At 71.5% G+C, this 22639-nt stretch carries 24 protein-coding genes; 4 read left to right on the top strand and 20 right to left on the bottom strand.

Annotated elements, in window-relative coordinates; all coding sequences use genetic code 11:
- Positions 1–50: 50 nt before the first annotated feature.
- The 9 genes from BGO45_RS08635 to BGO45_RS08595 all read right to left on the bottom strand — a co-directional run bounded on the left by BGO45_RS08635 (position 51) and on the right by BGO45_RS08595 (position 10404).
- Positions 51–413: a hypothetical protein gene (locus tag BGO45_RS08635; RefSeq protein WP_292692773.1), complete on the bottom strand. Its 363-nt coding sequence runs from the start codon at positions 411–413 to the stop codon at positions 51–53.
- Positions 403–4590 (bottom strand): type VII secretion protein EccCa, encoded by a 4188-nt coding sequence (gene eccCa, locus BGO45_RS08630; protein ID WP_292692770.1) that lies wholly within the window; start codon positions 4588–4590, stop codon positions 403–405. Before eccCa ends, BGO45_RS08635 begins: the two co-directional genes overlap by 11 nt.
- Positions 4587–5396 carry a hypothetical protein gene (locus tag BGO45_RS08625; protein WP_292692767.1) on the bottom strand — a complete coding sequence of 270 codons (810 nt, stop codon included), beginning with the start codon at positions 5394–5396 and terminating at the stop codon, positions 4587–4589. Before BGO45_RS08625 ends, eccCa begins: the two co-directional genes overlap by 4 nt.
- A complete protein-coding gene (locus tag BGO45_RS08620) occupies positions 5393–6742 on the bottom strand; it encodes an EsaB/YukD family protein (protein ID WP_292692765.1) in 1350 nt (449 codons plus the stop codon). Before BGO45_RS08620 ends, BGO45_RS08625 begins: the two co-directional genes overlap by 4 nt.
- The gene (locus BGO45_RS08615) at positions 6739–6999 is read right to left on the bottom strand and encodes a hypothetical protein (RefSeq protein WP_076493267.1); all 261 of its coding nucleotides are present in this window, start codon (positions 6997–6999) and stop codon (positions 6739–6741) included. The genes BGO45_RS08620 and BGO45_RS08615 overlap by 4 nt, the downstream gene beginning before the upstream one ends.
- Complete coding sequence (locus BGO45_RS08610) at positions 6999–8072, bottom strand: DUF6177 family protein (protein ID WP_292692762.1); 1074 nt, start codon at positions 8070–8072, stop codon at positions 6999–7001. Before BGO45_RS08610 ends, BGO45_RS08615 begins: the two co-directional genes overlap by 1 nt.
- Positions 8069–8839, bottom strand: a complete 771-nt coding sequence (locus BGO45_RS08605; RefSeq protein WP_292692760.1) for an FHA domain-containing protein — start codon at positions 8837–8839, stop codon at positions 8069–8071. Before BGO45_RS08605 ends, BGO45_RS08610 begins: the two co-directional genes overlap by 4 nt.
- Positions 8840–8953: 114 nt before the next feature.
- Positions 8954–9307 (bottom strand): Imm59 family immunity protein, encoded by a 354-nt coding sequence (locus BGO45_RS08600; protein ID WP_292692758.1) that lies wholly within the window; start codon positions 9305–9307, stop codon positions 8954–8956.
- Entirely contained in the window at positions 9304–10404 is a 1101-nt protein-coding gene (locus BGO45_RS08595) for a hypothetical protein (protein ID WP_292692755.1), read from the bottom strand. Before BGO45_RS08595 ends, BGO45_RS08600 begins: the two co-directional genes overlap by 4 nt.
- Positions 10405–10573: 169 nt before the next feature.
- On the opposite strand from BGO45_RS08595, the gene BGO45_RS08590 reads away from it, so the two are divergent.
- The gene (locus tag BGO45_RS08590) at positions 10574–11008 is read left to right on the top strand and encodes a hypothetical protein (RefSeq protein ID WP_292692753.1); all 435 of its coding nucleotides are present in this window, start codon (positions 10574–10576) and stop codon (positions 11006–11008) included.
- Here BGO45_RS08590 and BGO45_RS08585 read toward each other — a convergent pair.
- From BGO45_RS08585 to BGO45_RS08535, 11 genes are all read right to left on the bottom strand, one after another.
- Positions 11005–11286 (bottom strand): YrhB domain-containing protein, encoded by a 282-nt coding sequence (locus BGO45_RS08585; protein WP_292692751.1) that lies wholly within the window; start codon positions 11284–11286, stop codon positions 11005–11007. The two genes, BGO45_RS08590 and BGO45_RS08585, sit on opposite strands and share 4 nt — an antisense overlap.
- 31 nt (positions 11287–11317) lie before the next feature.
- Positions 11318–11959, bottom strand: a complete 642-nt coding sequence (locus BGO45_RS08580; protein WP_292692748.1) for an SseB family protein — start codon at positions 11957–11959, stop codon at positions 11318–11320.
- Between the two features lie 66 nt (positions 11960–12025).
- Complete coding sequence (locus tag BGO45_RS08575; RefSeq protein ID WP_292692745.1) at positions 12026–12859, bottom strand: hypothetical protein; 834 nt, start codon at positions 12857–12859, stop codon at positions 12026–12028.
- On the bottom strand, positions 12856–13194 hold the full coding sequence (locus tag BGO45_RS08570; protein WP_292692743.1) for a hypothetical protein: 339 nt from the start codon (positions 13192–13194) through the stop codon (positions 12856–12858). The genes BGO45_RS08575 and BGO45_RS08570 overlap by 4 nt, the downstream gene beginning before the upstream one ends.
- Before the next feature lie 95 nt (positions 13195–13289).
- The gene (locus BGO45_RS08565) at positions 13290–15968 is read right to left on the bottom strand and encodes a hypothetical protein (RefSeq protein ID WP_292692740.1); all 2679 of its coding nucleotides are present in this window, start codon (positions 15966–15968) and stop codon (positions 13290–13292) included.
- Positions 15968–16312 carry a DUF6507 family protein gene (locus BGO45_RS08560; RefSeq protein WP_292692737.1) on the bottom strand — a complete coding sequence of 115 codons (345 nt, stop codon included), beginning with the start codon at positions 16310–16312 and terminating at the stop codon, positions 15968–15970. The genes BGO45_RS08565 and BGO45_RS08560 overlap by 1 nt, the downstream gene beginning before the upstream one ends.
- Positions 16313–16409: 97 nt before the next feature.
- The gene (locus BGO45_RS08555) at positions 16410–16721 is read right to left on the bottom strand and encodes a pore-forming ESAT-6 family protein (RefSeq protein ID WP_076493299.1); all 312 of its coding nucleotides are present in this window, start codon (positions 16719–16721) and stop codon (positions 16410–16412) included.
- Between the two features lie 20 nt (positions 16722–16741).
- On the bottom strand, positions 16742–17074 hold the full coding sequence (locus BGO45_RS08550; protein WP_076493301.1) for a hypothetical protein: 333 nt from the start codon (positions 17072–17074) through the stop codon (positions 16742–16744).
- A 122-nt stretch (positions 17075–17196) separates the two neighbouring features.
- The gene (locus BGO45_RS08545) at positions 17197–17769 is read right to left on the bottom strand and encodes an HhH-GPD-type base excision DNA repair protein (protein ID WP_292692733.1); all 573 of its coding nucleotides are present in this window, start codon (positions 17767–17769) and stop codon (positions 17197–17199) included.
- A gap of 19 nt (positions 17770–17788) precedes the next feature.
- Entirely contained in the window at positions 17789–18070 is a 282-nt protein-coding gene (locus BGO45_RS08540) for a hypothetical protein (RefSeq protein ID WP_076493305.1), read from the bottom strand.
- Positions 18071–18153: 83 nt separating this feature from the next.
- A complete protein-coding gene (locus BGO45_RS08535; protein WP_292692728.1) occupies positions 18154–19479 on the bottom strand; it encodes a glutamyl-tRNA reductase in 1326 nt (441 codons plus the stop codon).
- Positions 19480–19579: 100 nt separating this feature from the next.
- On the opposite strand from BGO45_RS08535, the gene hemE reads away from it, so the two are divergent.
- The 3 genes from hemE (at position 19580) to BGO45_RS08520 (ending at position 22638) form a co-directional block, all read left to right on the top strand.
- On the top strand, positions 19580–20617 hold the full coding sequence (gene hemE, locus BGO45_RS08530) for a uroporphyrinogen decarboxylase (protein WP_292692725.1): 1038 nt from the start codon (positions 19580–19582) through the stop codon (positions 20615–20617).
- Positions 20614–22119 carry a protoporphyrinogen oxidase gene (gene hemG / locus BGO45_RS08525; RefSeq protein WP_292692722.1) on the top strand — a complete coding sequence of 502 codons (1506 nt, stop codon included), beginning with the start codon at positions 20614–20616 and terminating at the stop codon, positions 22117–22119. Before hemE ends, hemG begins: the two co-directional genes overlap by 4 nt.
- Positions 22120–22236: 117 nt before the next feature.
- Positions 22237–22638, top strand: coding sequence for a hypothetical protein (locus BGO45_RS08520; RefSeq protein ID WP_076493311.1), 402 nt, complete (start codon positions 22237–22239; stop codon positions 22636–22638).
- Position 22639 lies beyond the last annotated feature (1 nt).

Raw genomic sequence — 22639 nt, 5'->3', positions numbered from 1 at the left:
ACCGAGTGCGCGATCCCGCCCGCTCGTCCCGCCCGACCCGCTGGTGAAGCTCAGCCGAGGTGCGCGGCCACCCCGCCGCGGGCGGTCGCGGCCGCCTCGAGCAACCGCACCCCGATCACGCCCTCCGGCTCCCACGTCACGAAGCACTCCGTCGACCACCGCGCGTCGGGCGCCACCTCGACGGCGCCGTAGACGCGCGCGAGCTCCGCGGCGGGCGGCGTGAGCCGGGGCCGGAGCGCGGTGAGGACGACGCGCTCGGCCACGAGCACCTGGGCGGCGGCCCCCTCGTCGAGGGGACGGATCTCGACCGCGGTCTCGGCGAGGTCCTCGGGCGTCAGCACCGCCGAGACGGCGGAGGCGAGCGCCTCGATGTCGATCGGTTCGCGCGTGAACGCGACGCTGCTACGGGGCACGGTTGTCTCTCCTCCGTCGGGTCAATGGCGGCTCCTCGCGGCCCGCCGCTGCCGTGGGCGCGGGCACGGCAGCGGGAACCGCCTCGGGTGTTTCGGCGGGCGTCTCCGCAGGGGCAGCCTCGGCGGCCGCGGGAGCGGGCGTCGGCGCGGGCGCAGCCTCGGGCACCGCGGCAGCCGCCGGAGCCACCTCGCGCGTCGTCTCATCCACCGCCTCCGCGGCATCCACCGCCGGCACCGCCTCCGCCGGAGCGCCCCCCGTCGAAGCACCCTCTGCGTCACCCTCGGCGGCGACGAAGTTCGCCACCTGCATGAGGGTCGGACGCTCGCCGCGGCGAGCGAGGCGACCGCGGCCGGCGATCATCGGCTCGGCGTACAGCTTCGGCAGCAGAGCGCCCTCGGAGCGGTCGCCCGACATGATCAGCGTGGTGCCGCCGGTGTCGCGGATGCCCTGCAGCGCCACGTCGAACATCGCCCGCGAGGCCCCCGCGACGGGGCGGCTCACCACCACGTTCAGTCGCAGGTCGCGCGCCGACGCCAGGTACGGCAGCAGCGGGCGGAGCGGCTCGGTGCCGCCGGCGGCGAGGATGTCGAAGTCGTCGGCGACGACGAGGATCCGCGGACCGGCGTCGCGATCGCTCGCGCGCTTCTCGAGCTCGACCGCGATCGACTCGGCCAGGAGCCGCGCCTGCCGACCCGACGACGCGTGGCCGCCGAGGTAGGCATCCGGGACCTCCGAAGCCAGCTCGCCGCGCGCGTCCATCAGGGCGACGACCAGCTCCTCCGCCGAGTGCCGGTCGATCGCGCCCTGCACGATGCCGCGCAGCAGCGTCGTCTTGCCGCAGCGGCTGTCACCGAGCACCAGCAGGTGCGGGTCGCGCGTGACGAGGTCGAGCGCGACCGGCTGCATCGTGTCCTGGCGGAGGCCCAAGGGCACGGCATCCGGTTCGTCGATCGCGTCGGGCAGCTCGGCCGGCGACAGCACCTCGGGCAGCAGCCGGATGGGCGCCGCGCCCTGACCGCCCCACCGGGCCGCGCTCTCGCGGGCGAGCTGTTCGAGCGCCTCGCCGGTGTCGCCGTCGTCGACCTCTTCGAGCAGCGGCAGTGCGATCTGCGCGAACAGCTTCTCGTCGGTGAGCACGCGCCCCGGCTCGTCGGCGCGGAGCGTCTGCGAGAGCTTGCGCGCGATCTGCGAGTCGGCGGGGTCGTTGAGCTTCAGCTCGAGGCGCGTGCCGATGAGGCCCTGCAGGTTCATGCGCAGCTCGTTCCAGCGCGACAGGGCGACGACGACATGGATGCCGAAGCTGCCACCGCGTTCGAGCAGTTGCGCGAGCGGGGTCTCGAGGTCTTCGAAGTCCTGCCGCAGCGCCCCGAGTCCGTCGACGAGCAGCACGACGTCGGCGCTGGGGAGATCGGGCAGGCGTCCGTCGGCGTGCTGACGCCGCATGTCGGCGAGCGAGTCGAGGTTCTCGTCGCGGAACACGCGCTCGCGCACCGCGAGCATGCCCGTGAGCTCTTCGAGCAGACGCGTGAGCCGCTCGCGGCTGCCGCGGGTCGCGACACCACCGACGTGGGGGAACGGCTCGATGCGCGCGAGGCCCCCGCCGGTGAGGTCCATGCCGTAGATGCTCACCTGGCGCGGCGAGTGCGTGAACGACAGCGACGCGGCGAGCGTCCGCAGGAACATCGAGCGCCCCGACTGCGGTGCGCCGGTGATCGAGACGTGTCCGCCCGAGCGTGTGAGATCGAGCATCCACGGCGACTGGGTCTGCTTCGACGGGTCGTCGACGAGGCCCATCGGGGCCCGGAGCGTCCCGGCGCCGTCGGCCTGCGGCAGCACGCCGCCGAGGGTCAGCACGGGCGGGAGCGGCGGCAGCCACACTGGGCGCGTGCGGGCAATCCCGCGTGCGAGGCGTGAGGTCGCCGCCTGCACGAGCGTGCGGCCGGTGGTCGGGGTCTCGGGCTCGGCGCTGTCGAGCTGCTCGGCCTCGGGGGAGTCCTCGGGCAGGTCGTACGCGGGCAGGCGCAGCACCGGCGGGGCGTCGTCGTGCCGCGGCCCCGACTCGACCGGGTCGGGCACGGGGCCCGAGACGTATCCGGCACGGAAGCGCGTGTAGACGGACGTGTCGACCTTGAGGTACCCGAAGCCGGGGATCGCCGGCAGGTGGAACGCGTCGGGGGTGTCGAGCACCACGGCCGACTCCGACTCCGAGAACGTGCGGAGACCGATCCGGTACGACAGGTAGGTGTCGAGGCCACGGAGGCGCCCGCCCTCGATGCGCTGGCTCGACAGCAGCAGGTGCACGCCGATCGAGCGACCGATGCGCCCGATCGTCAGCAGCAGCTCCACGAAGTCGGGCTCCGCCGTGAGCAGCTCGCCGAACTCGTCGATCACCAGGAACAGGTGCGGCAGCGCCGGCAGCTCGGGACGGTCGCGTCGCATCTGCCGGTAGTGACCGATGGATGCCGCGTTCCCGGCATCCTTCAGCAGGCGCTGTCGACGCACGACTTCGCCCTGGATGCTCGCACGGGCGCGCTCGGTCAGCTGCGGGTCGTCCGCGAGGTTGTCGATGATGCCCGCGACGTGCGGGAGGCGGGAGAACGGGGCGAACGCCGCACCACCCTTGTAGTCGACGAGGATCATGCTGAGGTCGTCGGGGGAGTGCGTGAGCGCGAGTCCCAGGATCAGCGTGCGCAGCAGCTCGCTCTTGCCCGAGCCGGTCGCGCCGATGCAGATGCCGTGCGGGCCCATGCCGAGCTGCGCGGACTCCTTCAGGTCGAGCAGGACCGGGCCGCCCTGGTCGTCGACGCCGATCGGCACGCGCAGGAACTCCGCGGCGCTGCGGGTGCGCCACGCGGCCTTCGTGTCGATGGCATCCACGTCGGCGACGCCGAGGAGCTGCGTCACGTCGGGGGCGAGGGCGGTGCCGCTGTCCTGCGCGGACGTGCGCGTGAGGCGCAGCCCCGCGAGCGGACGGGCGACGATGTCGAGCGCGGCGGGGGTCACGGGATCGATCCGGATGCCACCGACCGCCGCGTCGCCGGTGCCCGGCGTCTCCACGGTCGCGGTGCCCGCGTCCACCGTGACGCGGACGGCGACCGTGGTCGGCTCCTTGAGGCGGTCGTCGATCAGGTGCACGACGGTGACGCCGAGCGCGGTCAGATCCAGCGCGGCATCCAGGCGAGGGACGGGCGAGGCGGCGTGATCGGCCTCATCCACGAAGATCACCAGGCGCCCGGGCTTGGTCTTCCGGCCCGCGCGGCGCGAGGCGGCGGCGGTCGCGACCCGGTCGCGCAGCTCGTCGCGCAGGAGCGACAGCAGCTCGGGCAGGCTCGGCGCGACGCGACGGGCGCTGACCGCACCGGTGGGCGGGGTGTCGCCGGAGAGGTGCGGCAGCAGGTCGAGCCCGTGCCAGTCATCGCGCTGCGCGGGAGCGACGGCCGCCGCGATGTGCACGTCGTCGGGGGAGTGGAACGCCGCGATCTGCGCCGCCAGCGCCCGCGCGACGCGGAGCGTGTCGGGCCGCGCGCCCACGATCGACACCTGGCCGCCGCGCTCGAGATCGACGGTCGCGGGCATGCCCTGCGCGATCCCGGCCAGGCGCACCATGCGCTCGGCGGACTCGCGCATCACCGGGTCGAACGGCTGGACGGGGTTCTGCTCGGGCGGCAGGGCGACCTCGACGGCGCGCAGATCGCCGGTGCCGATGCGCACGCGGAGGAAGTCGGCATCCCCCGGTCGACGTTCCCACCGGCGGGCCGGGTCGGCCGCGATCTCCACCAGCGTGCCCGGGGCGGGGTGCAGCGCCAGCGCGGCGGAGCGCTGCGCGTCGGCGGTCTCACGGACGCTCTCGCGCGTCTCCTCCAGATAGTCGAGGTAGCGCTCGCGCTGAACGCGGCGCTGACGGGCCGCGTTGCCGCGCTGCGTGAGCGCCATTCCCAGGCCGCCGACGAGCGCGACCACCAGGATGACGGCACCCACCACGACCATGATCGGGTTGTTGCGCAGCAGCACGATCATCGTGATCGACGACAGGCTGCCCACGATCGGCAGCAGCGACTGCAGCGGGAAGCCGGTCGCGCCCTCGCCGATCGGCGGAGGCGGCGCGAGGATCACGTCGGACGCGGGCTCGACGGCCTCGCTGATGCGCGCGGGGCGGTGGACGATGCGGACGGTCATGCGGTCCTCCCCGGGGCGGCGCTTCCCCCAGCGGCGACGAGCGCCGCGGCCAGCTCGACCACTGCGAGCCGCGTCGCCGATCGACGCGCGTTGCCGCCGGCGGCCAGGCCCGCATCGAACGGCACCGCGACCACCGGGTGGTCGGCGCCGGTCGCCAGGGCGCGGGCGACGCCGTCGCCCTCGCGCGCGTGATCCACCAGCGCCAGGACGACCGACGGCGACTCGGGCAGCCCCGAGATCGCGTCGACCACCGACCGCGCGTGCTCGGCGGGGGAGCGGCGCGCATCGGCGACGAGACACACGACATCGCACAGGGCCGCGCACGCGGCGAGGTCGACCACCGGATGCCGTGCACCGAAGTCCGTGACCGACACGTCGAAGAAGCGCGCGATGGGCGCGGCCTCGCTCAACCAGGCACCGACGGCATCCTCGGCGTCGCGCGGGCGAAGGGCGACGACGCCGTCGCGCAGGTCGAGGCCGCTCAGGGCCTCGGCCGTGGTCCGGGCCGATGCACGGGTGTCGTCCGGCGGCACCGGCTCGGCCCCGAACCGCGCGGCGAGACCGGGTGTTCCGGGAGAGACGTCGACCGCGAGCACCGGCTCGCTGCGGCGCGCGGCGACCGCGCGGACCACCTGGTGCGCCACCGTGCTCGTGCCCGCGCCGGGCGACAGCGACACCACGCCCACACGGCGGGTCGTGGACAGACCGCCGCGGATCGCGGCATCCCACGAGGTCAACTCGGAGCGCGCGTTCGCGCCGCTGCCGAACACCGCGGTCGACAGCGCCCGCAGATCGAGAACGGTCACGACCGACCGCCGAACATGCCGAGCAGCTCGGCGTAGATGCCCAGGGTTCCGACGAGCAGCGGGATGAGCGCCACCACCGACAGCGTCTCGAGGACATTGCCGAGACCCCTCAGCCGAGCGCGCACGTGCGGACGCGGCTGCACGAGCACCATCGTCGCGAGGAGGATCGCCACGACGACGGCGGCCCCCGCTCCGATCCAGCCCAGTCCCCCGACCAGCAGCACCGCGAGTCCGGCCGCGGCGATCGCGCCCGCCGCCGCCCACAGCAACCAGCCCTGCCAGCGCAGCGGGAACGCGCGGGTGCGCAGCGCCGCGATCAGGAAGAACGCCAGGGCGAGCAGCTCGGTCCAGATCGTGCCCGAGAGTGCGAGCACGACACCGGTCACCCCCAGAACGGATGCCACGGCCCCCACGCTCCACGTCAGTGCCGCGTACGCCTCGTCGATCGCGGCGAACGCACGCGGGCGCGCGGGCGGCGACCCCGCCGCCGCGCGCTGGTCGAGGTCGGTCAGCCCCGCCGACGAGAGCGCGATCCAGGGCAGTGGGCCGGTGGCGAACGCGGCGACGACACCGGCGACGGCCGATGCCGACACGGCATCCACACCCCCGAGGAGCAGCCCGAGGAGGATCGACGCGAGCACGGCACCCAGCGCCCCACCCGCCGCGGCACCGCGGCGGCGGTGCGCCACCCCGACGCCGAGCAGAGCGACAGTCGCGGCGGTCGCCAGGGCAGCCGCGATACCGGCGACGATCGCGGCGTCGACCGCGCGGCCGGCCACGGACAGCGCGCCGATCGTGGCGCTGCCGATCGGGAGCGCGAGTCCCGCGGCCGCGGCCGAGACACAGGTCGAGAGGCGCCGGAGACCGCCGAGGCCGAGTCCCGTGCCGATGACCGCGAGGACCACGGCGGTCGTGAGGAGCGCGAACGCCGAGAGCGTCGGCGACGACCACGGCGACAGCCAGCCCGCGAGCGCGAACGCCCCGGCGATGCCCGCCGCCCCGGCGACGGTGCGCGCCCGCTCGTCCCACCGGTCGGGGCGGGCGTCGTGCGCGTCGGCGGCGGCGTCGGTGACGTCGATCACGACGGGCGGCGGGGGTGCGGCATCCAGGCGGACCAGGCGGACCAGGGTGCCGTCGGCGAGCTCGAGCTGCTGCGGGGTGAGCGCGATGTCGATCTGCTCGCCGTCGGGGGCGATGACCGCGAGCGGCCGGGCGACGGTCCCGGCGGTCTCACCGAGGAGGTCGAGCAGGCGCGGGATCGCCGCGCCCACGGGCTCGCCGCTCGGGACGACGACCTCGGCCCGGCGTTCGGATCCCGCGACGGTCAGACGGGTGTAGATGCTCACGGGGTCACGGCTCCGGTGGGGGTCTGGACGGTCGAGGACGCCTGCTGGGCGCGCTCGGTCAGCAACTGCGAGACGAACGAGACGCCGACGCACGCGGCGCACGCGATCGCGGCCACCACGATCGATCCCATCAGGCGCTTCATGTGGTCGTTGACGGTGCGGCGTTCGCCGATGTGGCCGTAGACGAGGGCCGCACCCAGGCGCATGCGCTGGATCTTCGCCTGCTCGATGAGGACGGTGTCCCGCTGGTCGGGCATCAGCGCACTCCTTCCGACACGCGCAGCTGCGCGCGTACGTGCGGGGCGAGGTTCAGCAACTCGCCGAGGCGTTCAGGGTCGAGCGTCGACAGGACCTCGTTCAGACGCCCCCATCCGCCGCCGTCCGTCGATCCGAGCGGGAGCAGAACCCCGGGGAGCCGCGGGCTGCCGACGGTGGTGCCGCCGACCTCGTCGATCCAGCGTTTCGCGTCGATCCCGAGGGCGCGGATGCCGACGGGCCCGATGAGGAGGGCGAGTGGTTCGGGCTGGGGGGATGCCGTCGCCCGACGCGCGAGATCGGGTGCTCCGATCGCGGCGAAGGAGATGCCGATGAGGGGCAGGCCGACGGTGGCGGCACGGGCCAGCAGCTCACGCGCCTCGGCCGTCGCCCGGGCACCGCTCTCCCGCCCGACGCCGGGCACGGCCGCCCAGACACGGGTCGTCTCTTCCAGGCCCTCGCTTGTGCGGCCGACCTGCACGGTCGAGAGCACCGCCCGGTCACCGCCGCCGACGGCGACCCAGTGACTGTCGAGGGGGATGCGCCGCCGCGACCGTTCGGTCAGATCGTCGCGGTCCCACGGGGCGAGCAGCGGCTCCACCGCGCCCCACGCCGTCGGCTCGGCCCCGCTGAACAGGGCGACCGCCGCTTCGGCGACGCCGCCGAGGCGGACCGGCCGCGAGACGCGATGCCGCGTCGACACCGTCGCCACGACCTGCAGAGTGGATGCCACCTGCGCGCGCACGAAGAGCGGATGGACGTTGTCCATGGTCGGTGCCACCGGGTTCAGCGCGTCGGCGGGAGCGTCGATGCGGACGCCCGTCCGGGCGTCGTAGAACCCGTCGGTGCGCGTGCGGACGACCCAGTGCCCCTGGACGGCAGAGAGCACCTGCGCGAGCGGTGGCGTCATGCGCGAGAACTCGCCCGACACGATGATCGGGCGCAGCCCCTGGCTCGCGGTCTTGTGCAGGAAGTCGCTCATGGCCGTCGTCAGGGCGACGATCGGCGCGCGCGTCTCGGTGCCGGCCCACCCGGGCCCGGCCGCATCGAGGAGAGGGTGGGCGACGGTGCTCATGCGGCATCCCGGACGGTCAGGGTGCGGTCACCGATCTCGAGGACGACATCGGTGGGCACGGGCGTGCGCTGGTGGGGGAGGAGAGGGGTCGACGCTCCCGCGCCACGGACGAACGTGCCGTTCGTCGAACCGAGGTCGGTGACCCACATCTGGCGTCCATCCCACTCGAGGCGCACGTGCGACTTCGACAGCGTGCGCGACATGTCGGCCCAGCGGTACACCTCCGCCGGAGCGTCGGCGGGTGCCGAAGGGTCGCGACCGAGGACCAGCGCGGTGTCGAGCGTGAGCCGCTCACCCGAATCGAGCAGCAGCGTCGGCACCGCGCCGCGACGGGCACGGCCCGGCGCCGCGGGGACGGCCTCGGGGAACTGGAACGCCGCGATCGCCGGGGCGAACGGGTCGCGGCCCCGCCGGAGGTCGAACATCGCGAGCTTGCCGGATGCCAAGGCCCACAGGGCCGTGGTCCCTGCGGCAGCGCCGGTCGTGCGGCGCACGATCCGCGCGTCCACAGTGGCTGCACCGAGCGTGCGGCCGGTGCGCCCGAGCAGCCAAACGGCGACGCCGAGGAGCGCCACCGCCGCGAGGACGAAGATCCAGCCGAGGGCGGGTTGGCCGGCGACGACGACGATGATTCCGGCCGTCAGCAGTGCGACAGGCATGACGACATCGAGCGCCACGGTCGCGACGATCTTGCCCCCACGGGCCCGCTCGGCGAACACGAGCGGATCGACATCGGCCAGGCGCAGCGGATCGTGCGTGCTCGTCATCGGGCCCCCTCCCTCGACCTTCCACCCTATGCGGGACGTCTCCGCGGCGCCGAGAAGGGCCGTCCCTTGCGTGGATAACCCGCGGGACGGCAGAATTACCGGCTCACCGGCGCGTCAACGGGACGTATTCGTCCGGAACAGTCGTGCCGGGACGAGTCGCCCGTCGACGCGGCGTTCCTGGACGAAGTAGCGGGGTGCCTCCTCGTGCCGGATCCTCTCGCGCGATGCCACGATGCTGTTCATCGAGCGGAGCCGCGACAGGAAGTTCTCGAGCGCCGGACCTTCCTCCGTGAACTCGCGGCGCCCCTGCGGGGTGGCGCGCTCATCCGTCGCGAAGACGACCCAGCCTTCCGCGATCCGCTGGATCACCACGACGTCGGTCACGTTCGTGGCGTCCTCGAACCACCGGTAGTCGCGGAGGCTCTCGGTGCGGATCGCGGCGAGCGTCTCTTCGCGGATCATTTTCATCGGCCGTCCGCTTCCGCGGTCCACCCCAGTGGGGTCACCGTTTCGCGGTAATCGCTGAGCTCGGAGAACGGGACGAGGAACGAGACGCCGCCATTGCTGCCGCGATCGTCGTGCACCTCCGCTCGGGGGAGGGCGACGAGGGCATCCCAGTCCGGACTGCGGTAGGGGTAGAGCATGGCCGAATAGCCCGCGCCCCGTCGGGGCACCGGGGCGTGTACCCGCGTTCCGTCCTGCTTCCAGGTCGAAACGAGCGGGATCCAATGCCCCTCGTACAGTCCCTCGGAGTCGACGCGCTCCACCTGTAGAACCTCCGCGGCCGGCACGGCCCGATAGCTCAGCCCCTCGCGGTCGTAGAGGGAGAACTCGGCGGGCCGTTCCCCGGGTGCCACCGTCGCTGACGAGGCGAACCACCCGTCGCTCGTCCGAACCCAGGTCCACGTGGCGCGGATCGTTTCGGCATCCACCGTCTGCAGCTTTGCGGGTCGCGCTCGTGTATCCATGAACGGCACGTAGGTCCGGGTTCTCACCATCTCCTGAAACTGCGCGACTTCGTCCGCCGTCACCTCCTCGAGGTCGGAATCGAGCGTGAAGAACAGCGCCTGCTCGATCCGTCCTCGGTCGTCCGGGCGCCAGTGGTCGACATCCTTGAGGACCTCATCGACCGGCCGGCCGTCCACCGTGCAGCGTCGAAAGAGCGAGATCGGGATGGGAGTGGCTCCCTCTCCGCCGTAGCGGACGAAATAGCGCGGCACGTCGATACCCGACTCGACGCCGAGCCACCTCAGATGGAAGAACCACCGCGATGCCAATGCGTCCACGGCATCCGGCGAAAGGTCGGGTCGGGCGGCCCGCAGACGTTGCTTGTAGAGCGCCGCTCCGCCGTCATGGCTCGCGGAGAGATCCGTGACTTCGAGCTGGTCGGAGGCGTCGATCGCCTCGTGCACCCCGCGGAGCAGCGTGGCGGGATCGACGCCGTTCTGCCGCGCGAGATCTGCCACTGCCGCTTGATCGGCGGTGGGCATATGCGCGCGACCCCAGCCGAGGTACGCGACGATCGCGGAGGACACGACGGCGTCCGTGCGCGGGGGAAGAGTCATGGTTGAAATTCCTCGAGGTCTCGAAGGAGCGAAGGCCAAGGAAGCGTTCCTCCGCGGGGATGGTGGCTTCATCGAGCCTCAGACGGGCGTGGTGCCCGTCAATGATCATGGACGTACCTCTGGGTCGACAGCGCGACGTGGCGCGGCCTCGCCGGGGGACGATAGGTCGATGGACGACAACGAGATCCTCGAGATGTGGGCGAATCGGGCCGGGTTCCCCAGCCCGCTTCGCCCCGGTGATGCCACACGCGGGTGGTGGAATGCGGAGACCGCGTTGGCGGTTCGCCGATCTGCCGATACCACCTGGCATGTGGACATCGAGAATCGCGGTGCCCGGACGACGGAGGCATTCTTCGAAACGGAGCAGGACGCGAATCGCTTCCTCTTGCTGTGGTTCGGGGTTCTTTGGCGGCTCGAGCGGGGACTCGAGGAGTGTTTCTCCGGCCGAGCTGATCCCGTCGTCGTCATCAGCGAAGAAGGGTCCGGGTACTCGGTCCGGTGGAACGGGCGGAGTGCCGCGATCGCAGCCAAACGCCAGGCGATTCGATACAGCCATGTCGTCGATGAACCGCTCTCCCGCATCAGCGCACGCCTCATGACCTAGTCGCCTGCGGCCAGGCGAGCCATCTGCGCATCGACGGGTTCCGCGCTCGACAGCGTGAAAACGGCGTCCCCGTCCTTCGGGATCACGTACGGGCCGTTGCCGGTCAGCGCCTGGAAGACATCGCCATGAACGGCGAATGCTTCGGACTGGTAGCCCTGCACCCACCACTCGCCAAAGTCGAGCGTCTCACCCACGAGGACGCAGCGCACTCCGCCGCGGTCCTCCGCGTGTCGAAGGGCTTCGCGCACGATCTCGCGAGCGGACTCTGCGTCGATCATTTTCAACCTCGCTTCGCGACGATGGGGGCGGTCAGCGGCGCTGCAGCGGGACGTAGGTGCGGCGGGCGACCATGTCGAAGACGTCCTGAGCGGCCTCGGGGGAGATCTCCTCGATATTCGCATCGAGGGGGAAGCGGATGGCTTTGTCGACCGTTCCGTGCCGGTCGTCGGTCCACGAGTCGACGTCAAGGAGACGCTCGTCGACCGGCCCCTCCGGGATGGAGCGGCGACGGAAGACCGACACCGGGACGACCTGCCCCTCCACCATCTGCTCGCGGACGAAGTACCGCGTGGACGGTGCCGCGGACGCCTGGCGGAGGGCAGCCAGAGTCGACGGCGGGATCTCCATCGCTCCCGCCGGCCCCGGGTTCAGGACGAGACCGACCTCGGGGGCACCCCCGCTGATGAGGAGGCGGCCCGGCAAGAGCAGCGCGCTGCGGCCCTCGCCGAACTCCGCCGGCACCTGGTCCGTCGCAGTGAAGACGGCGAGGAAGTTCGCGTCGTCGCGGTGAACGATGAAGGGCTCGATCGCCATCGGGTCGGGCGTTCCGTCGACGAGAACGGCCAACTCAGCCTCCAGAAGAGCCAGCGCCAGCCGCTCCGACGGCAGCTCCCCGGACCGTACCAACCTCATGGTGACTTCGAGGTCGTTCTCGGGGCGAGGCTCTGTCATGTGGGGCTCCTTCATCGCCTGGAAGCTCCGCACGTACTCAACTCCGCGAGGTAACGCGATCCGGACTCAACCGACGAACTGATTAGCGAGGAGCTTCGTTTCGGAGAGATCGGTTCCCGGGATGCCCGACACCTCGAAGACTCCGTAGTCGACCATGACGGCCGACAACCGCCCGGCGATCTCAGGGTCGTCGGTCAAGAGCTGCGCGCGGACGACACCGTTGTGCTCCTCGAGCACCCGCAGCGGAACGTCACCGAGGGCGGCTGTGAAATCGAGCTCGTACACCGTGCAAGCTGCGAGCGGAACCGTTTTCGTCCACACGCCCTGACGCGCCAGTGACCAGTCAGCAGACGCAGGCTCGACGTACGACGTGAGATCGACCTGGTCATCGTGGACGTCGGCGGCGTACTCAGTCTCCTTGTGGACGGCCCGCGTGCCCAAGAAGCGACTGGAGGGATGCCACTCCTTGACCGGCGGTTGCCCCTGGAGCGCGGTCCAGCCGTGGGCAGCCCCTCGGTACACCGCGAGGACCTCCTGTTCACCCGAGTCTGAAATCCGCCACAATTCGGCCCCAGGGGAATAGCGGGTCGTGGACATGTTCCAGACCGGGACGATCTCGTCACCGACCGGCCGGAGAAACCCGAGCGGGTACGACGGCCACGGCCGCTCCACCTGCGGCGGCACGGAGAGGTTCGCGCACAGAGGGACCTCGAACCGCACAACATCGACGTGTTCGGAGCCATCGGACGGCCACCCGTACGCCTCCCGCAGCGCACTGGCCGTTCGAAGATTTGTCGCGTCGCCGGCGCGCACGACCGAGCCGCCGACCTGGGAGTACCCGCGTTCGCGGATGAGGTGGGACATGCCAGGATGCAGCAGCTTCTGCAGAACTGTTCTCATGCGTTCACCATCGGGTGTCGGGTCGTCTCCACGGCTATATCCTCAATTTCCCCCGGTGCCACCAATGCCGACCACCCGTCGTTCTGGTTTCCCGTCAATCCCGCGGCGAGGGCTTCATCCGGTTCTCGGCCGTTGTACCGGACGATGATCATTCCGCGATCCAACCCCCTCCTCACTCGCTCGCCCACCGTGACCGGAACACCGTGCCAGGTGCCGGTCACCTTTTGCGAGAAGTACGCAGACGGAGCCGAGAACGGGAGCTTCACCCACGGTTCGCGGGGGTCGTCGTGCAGTTCGAGTGCGTCGGGAAACTGCTCTCGAGTGGGCGTGCCCACGACATTGACTCGAACGAAGCCTTCGCCTCCCGAGTGATACGAATAGCGGCGGCCGCGGTACTCGTATTGTGTTTCGCTTACCGGAATGTCTGACATCACCCCACCGGGATCCACTCTTGGGCGCGAAGGACGGCGAAAAGTCGTTGAGTCCCATCGCTGAGGACCTCCCACATCTCCGCTCCCTCACGCATGTTCACAGCATTGGCGCGGTACTCCGGAATGATCTCGTCGCCCGTCTTGAGAAAACCGTTCCCCGTGAACGGCGGGCTGTAGTGGTCTACCGAACCGTCGCCACCCATGGTGCTGTGCAGCTGCGGGTTGACGGACCCAGATGTGTTGGCTTGCTCTTGGAAGCGTACGACGTAGGCGGCGTTGTCATCGCGCAGGAAGTTGGTGTTGGGGTAGTCGAGTCGTAGCGACCGGAAGAAATCAGCTGGCGTCGTCAGGTGCGCGGTGTCTTGAGCGACCGACACGGACCCCGTGATCACTCCATCGTCACGCAGAACAATGTTCTCTCCTTGTCCGAGCACCAGCTTCCCCGAAGCGTCGAAGTGCGGCTGGTCAAGGACTTTCTGGAAGACCGTGTCCGGAGTCACCTGAGCGGTGAGCTCGTTCCGCACTCCGTTGACGATGGTCTTCTCCGACGGCACCAAGGTGTCGATCGGGCGGTTGATCAAATCTTCGAAGTGCGTTCGCGTCACTCCGTACTTGTCTAGAAGTGGATCCGTCACGCGACTGCCACCGAGGTCCTCGGGCGCGAACGCGGTGGTGTGTTCCGTCCCGTCCATCAACGAGTAGACCCGTCCAGGCGAGGCGGGTGTCGTCGAGCTGCCGGTGGGCGAGTCGCCCCCCGCAGGTCCCGTCACGTCCCCGTCAGGGGCGTGCCCGCCTGTCGGTGCTTCGTCGCCGCGTCCCGCACTGCTCGCGTCGTCGCCGCGGCCCAGGCCACCGCCGTTGCCGGTATCGGAGCCACCGTGGCCGCCGCTTTCGCCGCCGGCGTGGCTGCTGCCGCCGCCGGTCTCGGTCGAGGGTTCGCGCACGACCGTCGACTCACCGGCGCCACCGGTCTCGGTGCGAACGGGGGCATCCTCGACGATCGAGTTCACCGGACCGGGGCTCGTCTCGCCGCGAACGCCGCCGGCCGAGACGAGCTCGGGCTCGCGCACGGGCGCCGCCACACCGGCATCCGCTCCGCCGTCGGTACGCACGGGCACGTCGCCGCCGCCCACGCCGTCGAACGAGCCCGCGGGCATCTCGATGCGGCCCGAGGGGATGGCATCCGTCGGCGGGAACTCGTACACCGCGACACCGTCCTCGACGCGGGCGGTGACGTGGCTGAGGTCGACACCGGCGTCATCCAGCGCACGAAGGCCCGCAGCAGCGTCGTTCGCGACGAAGGGCATGTCGGGAGTGTTGAGGTGGAAGCCGTCGGTGGCATCCGTGCCGAGGCGTCCGATGATCCCGTCGAGTCCGCGGATACCCGCTCCGCCGAGCTTCATCGCGCCGTTCATCGCGAACGCGGCGGGGTCGACGAAGTCGGCCACCTTCGCGATCTTCGAGACGACGGATGCCGCGGTCGACGCGGTCTTCACACCGGCCACGGCCGCGCCACCGACCGGGATCAGCGCCGTGCCGACGTTGAACACCGACTCACCGAGAGCGGTGCCCGGGTCGTCCTGCCACTTGTCCCACGCGATGAGGGCCTTGCCGGTGTTGAGGGCGGCTTCGTCGGCCTTGGCCTTGAAGTCGCGCACCTCTTGCGGCAGGAAGCCGCCCATGCCGGTGGCCTGGGCCAGGCTGTCCGTCCAGAACAGGGGACCGAGCATCGGCGAATTCGCCAGACCGGAGACCGCGATCAGTCCGAGGTTGCCCCAGGCTGCTCCCCACGCGTCGCCCGAGAAGAACTCGCCGGTCTCGGGGTTGTAGCCGAGCACGAGGGTGCCGAGGCCCGTGATCGTGCCCCAGACGCCGCCGACCGCGATGCCCTCCCACAGGAAGTCCTTGAAGATGAACTTCGCGGTCGCCTCGCCGCAGCCCTCGGTGCGCTCGACCTCGGCGCCCCACGGCATCTCGGTGCCTTCGGGGATCTCGGAGATGCCGTAGCCGAGAGCGTCGTCCTCGGAGGTCGCGGCGTGCAGCGGCTGTGCGCCGTAGAGGGCGCGGATGCGGTTGGCGCAGGCGCGCTCGGCCTCCCACAGCTTGATCTGCTGCGCGTTGACCGCCGCGATCAGCTCGTTGTTGCGGTCGACGTGGTCCTGCGACTCGTGCCACTCCTTGGTGACCGTGCGGTATTTGTCCGGCGCCGCAGCGCTCGACGACCCCGTTGTCGACGAGCCCCACGAACCCTGGTAGGTCGGCATGGCGGTCGCTCCGCCGTACGGCGACTGCGCCGCGGTCCAGGCGGGGTTGATCTCGCGGACCTGCACGCCGCCCTGGATCGAGTCGACGAACGTCTGCGCCTGGACGCGCAGCGAGTCGAGTTCGGCCTTGATCGGGCGCACGTCGGCGGCGAAGGCGATGAGGGCTGCCGACACCTCGGCCAGGTTGTCACTGACCTGGGTGGCCTGCGAACTGACCGGGGCCATCAGCCCCAGCAGGGTGGGCGACTCCGGCGCCTCGTAGACGCCGGCCATCCCCTGCCACTTGAAGTGCACGTTCGAGCCGTGCTCGGACACCTGGCCGGAGATCGTCCCGATCGTTCGGGCGTTCTCGTCGATGGCATCCGGGTCGATATCGGCACCCGGGATCGCGTCGACCTTGATCGCGTCAGGCATCACATCACCCCATGGGGAAGAGAGGGCGGGTACACGGCGGAGACGGCCGCGGTCTGCGCGTTCGCCGCCATCTCCATGTCACCCGCGACGTACGCTTCGGTGGCGCTGACGACGCCCTGCGCCGCCGCGCCGATACGGGCACTCATGCCCTGGATGCGAGGACCCTCTTCCTGCTGGAAGTACGCCTGCACCGCCTCCGAGATGGCGCCCGACTGCGTCGCGGTCACCGCACCCTCGAGCGCGGGACTCAGGGAGTTCAGCGCGGCGCCGAGTGCTTCGGCATCCACGTTGACGTCCTGCAGCACGGCCACGACGCCCGATGGCTGAATGCTCCAGCTGGTCATCGCCCGTCCCCCTTCATGTCCTCAGATCCGCGCGGCCCCCGCGCGCGGGCGCCACCGATGCCGGGTGCAGCGCGCACCCGGCATCCGACGGCATCCGTCAGCCGATCGACTCCACCGCCGCGCGAGCCTTGCTCAGCGCGGTCTGGGCGGACTCGTCGTTGCGCTCCAGCGACGAGCGGAGCGTCTGGATGATGCCGCGCACCTCGGCGGCGGCGTTCTTCCAGCGGGTCTCCTTGCCGCGGTAGTCCTCGGACACACCGTCGGCGGAGTAGTCGGCCATGGCGGCCTGCACGTCGCGGTCGCGCTGGTCGATCAGCGACTCGAGCTGCGCGGCGACGCGGTTGAAGTTGTCCTGAGCGTTCTGCGAGGCCGCGATCGAGTAGTCGCGACGGTCTCCCTGGTTCACCATGAGTCAGTCCTCTCCGAATCTCAGCGGCCGCCGAAGCGCGCGGCGTCGAAAGACGATCCGGCTTCGAGGCTCGTGGTCTGGTCGACCATGGACGACTCGCCCTCCTGGAAGGAGCGGTCCATGCCCGAGATGCCGCCCAGCACGCCGTCGAGCGCGAGCTTCAGCTCGGCCGAGATGGCGTCGGTGCGCGACTTGAAGCGGTCGAACGCGGCGCGACCGGCGCCCTGGAACTGCCCCTCGAGCGGCTCGGCCGCCTCGAGCAGCTGGCGGACCAGCAGCGACAGCTCATCACTCGACCCCGAGGTGGCCTTACCCAGCACACCCAGAGTGTCGGAACCCATTGCGAACTTCACGAGAGCCCACCCTTCGATCGCGAATCAACCTGCAACGAACTTTGAAACCCTAACCACCGGGTACCCGTCGCGGAACGAAGATGAGAGAACTCTCCTTTTTCTCCTCCATGGTGTAGGAGGGGTCAGCTACCCGCCTTGGCCGCTGCTTTGGCCGCGCGCTTGTGCTCGCGCACCTTCGCCAAGGAGTCCGGGCTGGTGATGTCGGCGACGGACCGGAACGCGCCCTGCTCGCCGTACGGCGCCGACGCTTCGCGCCAGCCGTCGCCGTCGTAGCCGTACTGCTTGCCCAGCAGCGCGAGGAAGATCTTGGCCTTCTGCTCGCCGAAGCCGGGGAGTGCCTTCAGCCGCTTCAGCACCGTCGCGCCGTCGGGGTCGTCGCGGGTCCACAGCGCCGCCGCGTCCCCGCCCCAGTCCTTCTCGAGCGCCGCGCACAGCGACTGCACGCGCGTGGCCATCGACCCGGGGAAGCGGTGCACGGCCGGTGACTGCGAGAACGCGGCCGCGAACGTCTCGGGATCCTCGTGGGCGAGGGTCGTGGCATCCATCGCTCCGACCCGTTCCTGGATCTTCAGCGGGCCCGCGAACGCCGTCTCCATCGCCACCTGCTGGTCGAGCAGCATGCCGATGAGGAGCGCGAGCGGGTTCGTCGAGAGCAGTTCGTCGGCGGCCGGGTCATCGGTGATGTGCAGACTCATCCGCCCATTCTCGCGCGGGTCACGCGCGCGCGGCGATCCATTTCTCGGCGAAGGGCACGGCATCCAGGGTGTGCAGGTCATCCGTGATCTCGGTGAGCTGCCGTTCGAAGTCGTCGACGCTGCCGGGCTTCAGGCGCGTGACCACGGATCCGTCGACCCGCCGGATCACGACTTCGCTCGTCGACGGCGCATCGGAACCCGCGTCGAGCAGACCCATCACAACCGTGGCCGCCCAGCGCAGGCCGTTGCGGCGACGATCCTCGCCCGCGACGCGGTACACCTCGGATGCGGGAGTGCTCATGCGCACATCCTGCACGACCGTCGGGAGCCGACGCATCGCCCCCTCCGTTCGGTCGCGGCAGGGCGGCCCGAGAACGGAGCGTTTCAGCCGGCGTCGGCGATGCGCGACGCGGGCGTCTCGGCGTCGGCGACCTCGATGCCGAACAGTGCGGACAGCGCGGAGACGTACTCGTCGCCGCGGCCGGACTCCGCGAGCTCGTGCGCGCGGGTCGTCGGGGTGTGCAGCAGCACGCCGACGAGGTGACGCAGCGCCTGCTCGGTCTGGCCGTCCTCGTCGCCGCGGGCGCGCACGCGCTCCACCTCGGCGTCGAGCACGCCGAAGACGTGGGCGCGCAGGGCCACGACCGCGGGGGTGATGTTCTTTCGCTCGCCGACCGAGGCGAAGCGACGGGCGGCGTCGCGGACCAGGTCGCGCGCGGCATCCGTCGCCTGCAGTTCTTCGAGCGGGGCGTGGAGGCGGATGGTCTCGAGGTCGAGCAGGTCGACGCCCGGGACGGTGGCCACGTCGGGGTCGACGTTGCGCGGCAGACCGAGGTCGACGACCAGGCGCCGTCCGGAGTGGTCGACGGGGCAGCCGACCGAGGCGGGGGCAGCGGCTTCGGCGGCCGTGCGGCCGGCGGCGAAGGTCGCGGCGCTGACGACGTGGTGCTCGCTCGTGGTGCACGTGATCACGAGGTCGGCGTGGGCGACGGCGGCGGGGAACGTCTCGGCCGAGACGGCGCGCAGGCCGTGCTTCGCCGCGAACTTCGCGGCACGCCCCGACGGGGAGTGGACCGAGATGTCTTCGGCCCCCTGGTCGCGGAGGGCCGCGACCGTCGCCGCGGCGTAGGCGCCGGTACCGACGAGCAGCACGCGCTGGGTCGACCAGTCGGCGATGCGGCTGTCGGCCAGCTCCAGGCCGAGGCGCACGAGGGAGCGTCCGGCGCGGCCGATCGCGGTGGAGTTCTTCACGCCGCGCTGCGCTTCGGACGCGCGCTGGAACAGACGCTCGAGCTCACCCGAGGTGGTGCCGAGCGTGCGCGACTCGGTGAGCGCACGGCGCACCTGACCGGCGATCTCGCCCTCGCCGACGACGACGGATTCGAGACCGGATGCCACCGAGAACAGGTGCTCGGCGACGTCGCCGCCACCGAGCACGGTGTACGACCCGGCGAGCTCGCTCGCGGGCACGCCCGTGGCCGCCTCGATGGCGCTCAGCGTGGCTTCCACGCCCACCGCGACGGCGGCCGTGACGGGCTCGTCCATGTCGACGTAGGCCTCGAAGCGGTTGCAGGTGGCCACGACGACCGCTCCCTGCACGCACTCGTGGTGCGCGGCGATCAGGGGGGCGACGGGGGTGGTGGGTACGCTGAGCCGCTCGAGGAGATCGAAGGACGCGGTCTTGTGACTCGCGCTCACACAGAGCAGCACGCAGAGATTCTACGCCCGGCATCCTCGGGGTATTCCGGGTGGCCTCTCGACGTCAAGGCATCCCTCCTCCTCTCAGAACGCGAATGGGAGGATGGATGCCATGGCTTCTCCCGACGCTCCCCTTCTTCGCGCCCTCCGAGGCGACCGCCCCGAGCGGCAGCCCGTGTGGTTCATGCGGCAGGCGGGGCGCTCGCTGCCGGAGTACCGCGAACTCCGGGTCGGTACGCGGATGCTCGACGCGTGCCTCACGCCCGATCTGGCGGCGGAGATCACGCTGCAGCCGGTCCGCCGGCACGACGTCGACGCCGCGATCTTCTTCAGCGACATCGTGGTTCCGCTGCGTCTGGCCGGTGTCGCGGTCGAGATCGAGCCCGGACGGGGCCCGGTGTTCGCCGAGCCGGTCCGCACGGCCGCCGACGTCGCGCGTGTGACATCCATCGACCCGGCGGACGTCGCGGCCGCCGCCGAACCGATCCGCGACGCCGTGCGTCTGGTCGTCGCCGAGCTCGGCGATCAGGTGCCGCTCATCGGTTTCGCCGGAGCCCCCTTCACCCTCGCGGCCTATCTCGTCGAGGGCGGCCCCTCGAAGGAGCACCTCCGGGCGCGCGGGATGATGCACGCCGATCCCGAGTCGTGGCACCGTCTCGCCGGGTGGCTGGCCCAGGTCTCGCGCGCCTTCCTCGCGGCGCAGATCGACGGGGGCGCGCAGGCCGTGCAGCTGTTCGACTCGTGGGCCGGGTCGCTTTCGCGCGCCGCGTTCCTCGAGTACGTCGCGCCCCACTCGCGCGTCGCGCTCGAGGGCATCGACGTGCCGCGCATCCACTTCGGCGTCGGCACAGGGCCGTTCCTCGCCGACATGCGCCTCGGCGGCATCGCCGACGCGGTGGGTGTCGATTGGCGGATGCCGCTCGACGAGGCGGCTGCGATCGTCGGCCCCGACACCACGCTGCAGGGCAACATCGACCCGGCGCTCCTCGGTGCGCCGTGGCCGGTGCTCGCGGCCCACGTCGACGACGTCCTGGACCGCGGTCGCGGCGCACGCGCCCACGTGCTGAACCTCGGCCACGGCGTGCCGCCCGACACCGATCCGACGGTGCTCACGCGCATCGTCGCGCGGGCGCACGGGGACGTGGAATGAGCGAGCCGCTCGAACGCCTGGCGGAGCACGCGCACGAGAGTCACGTCGTCGTCGCCGGTGGCGGCGTCTCGGGACTCGTCGCGGCACTGGAGTGCGCCAAGGTCGGCATCCGCGTGACCGTGCTGGAGGCCTCGGACGCCTTCGGAGGCGTCGTGCGCTCCGCGGAGGTCGGCGGGCTGACCCTCGACGTCGGCGCGGAGAGCTTCGCGACGCGCGGGGGCATCGTCCGGGGGCTGCTCTCCGAACTCGGACTCGCCGACCAGGTCGTGGCACCGAACACCGCCGGCGCGTGGGTCGCGGGCGTGCCGGGAGTCGGGGCGGCGCCCCTCCCGAAAGGCGGGGTGCTCGGCATCCCGGACAATCCGTGGGCGCCCGACGTCCGGCGCGTCATCGGCTGGGCGGGGGCGTGGCGCGCCTACGTCGACCGTCTCCGGCCGCCGTTGACGATCGGTCATCAGCACAGCCTCGGGGCCCTCGTCCGCTCCCGGATGGGCGCCCGCGTGCTCGACCGGCTCGTCGCGCCCGTCACGAGCGGCGTGTACTCCGCGCGGCCGGACGACATCGACGTCGACCTCGCCGCCCCGGGCTTGAACGCCGCCCTCACGCGCACGGGTTCTCTGAGCGGCACCGTCGCGGAGCTGCGCGCGGCGCGTGCGACCCCTGCGCCGGCGGACGCTCCGGCGTCCGACGTCCCGGTCGTCACCGGTTCCGTTCCCCGCACGCCGGCCCCCGGCGGCGCGGTCGAGGGGATCGTCGGGGGGATGTCGCGACTCGTCGCCGCGCTCGTCGGTCGCCTCGACGAACTCGGGGCGGAACTGCGCACCGGGGTCTCGGTCGAAGGCCTCTCCCGGGACGGGAGCGGCTGGGTCGTCGGGACCGAAGGCGACAGCCTGCACGCCGACGCCGTCATCGTCGCGCTGCCCGAGAGAGCCGCGCGGGAACTGCTCGCCCCGGTCGTCCCGAACCTCGACCCGGTCGATCCGATCGCGCCGGTGGTCGAGGTCGTGACGCTCGTCGTGGACGCGCCCGCGTTGGACGCCGCGCCGCGCGGCACGGGTGTCCTGACCGTCCCGGGCAGTCACATCGCCAAGGCCCTGACCCATTCGACCGCCAAATGGGACTGGGTCCGGGATGCCACCGGCCCCGGCACCCACGTCGTGCGGGTGTCGTTCGGGGCGCAGGGTGAGGAACCCGCGACCGCCGACCTCGACGACGATGCCGCCGCGGCCCTGGCACTGTCGGAGGCGGCGGCTCTGCTGGGAGTCGCACTCGCCCCCTCCGCGCTGCGTGCGTCGCACCGCGTGCGGTACGTGCAGTCGCAGCCCGGAGCCGCGATCGGACGCGCGGCGCAGACCGACGCCGCGCGCGCCGCGGTCCGCGCGGTCCCGGGACTGGCGGCCACGGGCGCGTGGCTGTCGGGGACGGGCCTCGCCCAGGTGATCCCGGACGCCCGGGCCGAGGCGGACCGGGTGCGCAGCGCCGCCCTGTGGCGCCGCGACTGAGCCGCTCCGACCCGGATCGTCGGCGTCGAGCGCGATCCTGTCAAGGGTGGATGCCGGAACGGGAATACATCGCTATCGTGAGACTCGACCAGCACTGATCGAGCGTGAGGAGACCCCATGCGGGGCAAAGCAGCACTCGTCGTCGGACTCGTGGCGGGCTACGTGCTCGGAGCACGCGCGGGGCGCGAGCGGTACGAGCAGATCAAGGCCCAGGCCGAGAAGGTCTGGGAGCAGCCCGTCGTCCAGGGGCAGGTCGAGAAGGTGAAGGCGTTCGGCGTCTCCGCCCTGAAGTCCGTGCCCGGTGTGGTGTGGAAGGGCGCGAAGTCGGTCACCGGCGCCGCGTCGCAGTCCGGCACGGTCTCCGAGCGCGCCGAGCGCGCCGGCCGTGCCGCCAAGGTCTCCGCGCACGAGGTCGCCGACGCCGTCGAGGATTCCGTCGACGACGCCGAGCGCGCCGAGAAGCGCGCCACCACGCGGGCCAAGGCGAACAAGAGCAGCTCCACTCCGTCGGGGAGCTGAC

The sequence above is a fragment of the Microbacterium sp. 71-36 genome (genome assembly GCF_001898305.1).
Taxonomy (GTDB): Bacteria; Actinomycetota; Actinomycetes; order Actinomycetales; family Microbacteriaceae; genus Microbacterium.
Note: the sequence above shows the minus strand (reverse complement) of the source record. Positions and strands in the feature narration are given on the sequence as shown.

Coding starts and splice junctions, on each gene's coding strand:
- eccCa (WP_292692770.1), bottom strand. CDS start 4,590: ATGACCGTCCGCATCGTCCACCGCCCCGCGCGCATCAGCGAGGCCGTC.
- BGO45_RS08615 (WP_076493267.1), bottom strand. CDS start 6,999: ATGCCCGACCAGCGGGACACCGTCCTCATCGAGCAGGCGAAGATCCAG.
- BGO45_RS08610 (WP_292692762.1), bottom strand. CDS start 8,072: ATGAGCACCGTCGCCCACCCTCTCCTCGATGCGGCCGGGCCCGGGTGG.
- BGO45_RS08605 (WP_292692760.1), bottom strand. CDS start 8,839: ATGACGAGCACGCACGATCCGCTGCGCCTGGCCGATGTCGATCCGCTC.
- BGO45_RS08600 (WP_292692758.1), bottom strand. CDS start 9,307: ATGAAAATGATCCGCGAAGAGACGCTCGCCGCGATCCGCACCGAGAGC.
- BGO45_RS08595 (WP_292692755.1), bottom strand. CDS start 10,404: ATGACTCTTCCCCCGCGCACGGACGCCGTCGTGTCCTCCGCGATCGTC.
- BGO45_RS08590 (WP_292692753.1), top strand. CDS start 10,574: ATGGACGACAACGAGATCCTCGAGATGTGGGCGAATCGGGCCGGGTTC.
- BGO45_RS08585 (WP_292692751.1), bottom strand. CDS start 11,286: ATGATCGACGCAGAGTCCGCTCGCGAGATCGTGCGCGAAGCCCTTCGA.
- BGO45_RS08580 (WP_292692748.1), bottom strand. CDS start 11,959: ATGACAGAGCCTCGCCCCGAGAACGACCTCGAAGTCACCATGAGGTTG.
- BGO45_RS08575 (WP_292692745.1), bottom strand. CDS start 12,859: ATGAGAACAGTTCTGCAGAAGCTGCTGCATCCTGGCATGTCCCACCTC.
- BGO45_RS08565 (WP_292692740.1), bottom strand. CDS start 15,968: ATGCCTGACGCGATCAAGGTCGACGCGATCCCGGGTGCCGATATCGAC.
- BGO45_RS08560 (WP_292692737.1), bottom strand. CDS start 16,312: ATGACCAGCTGGAGCATTCAGCCATCGGGCGTCGTGGCCGTGCTGCAG.
- BGO45_RS08555 (WP_076493299.1), bottom strand. CDS start 16,721: ATGGTGAACCAGGGAGACCGTCGCGACTACTCGATCGCGGCCTCGCAG.
- BGO45_RS08545 (WP_292692733.1), bottom strand. CDS start 17,769: ATGAGTCTGCACATCACCGATGACCCGGCCGCCGACGAACTGCTCTCG.
- BGO45_RS08540 (WP_076493305.1), bottom strand. CDS start 18,070: ATGAGCACTCCCGCATCCGAGGTGTACCGCGTCGCGGGCGAGGATCGT.
- hemE (WP_292692725.1), top strand. CDS start 19,580: ATGGCTTCTCCCGACGCTCCCCTTCTTCGCGCCCTCCGAGGCGACCGC.
- hemG (WP_292692722.1), top strand. CDS start 20,614: ATGAGCGAGCCGCTCGAACGCCTGGCGGAGCACGCGCACGAGAGTCAC.
- BGO45_RS08520 (WP_076493311.1), top strand. CDS start 22,237: ATGCGGGGCAAAGCAGCACTCGTCGTCGGACTCGTGGCGGGCTACGTG.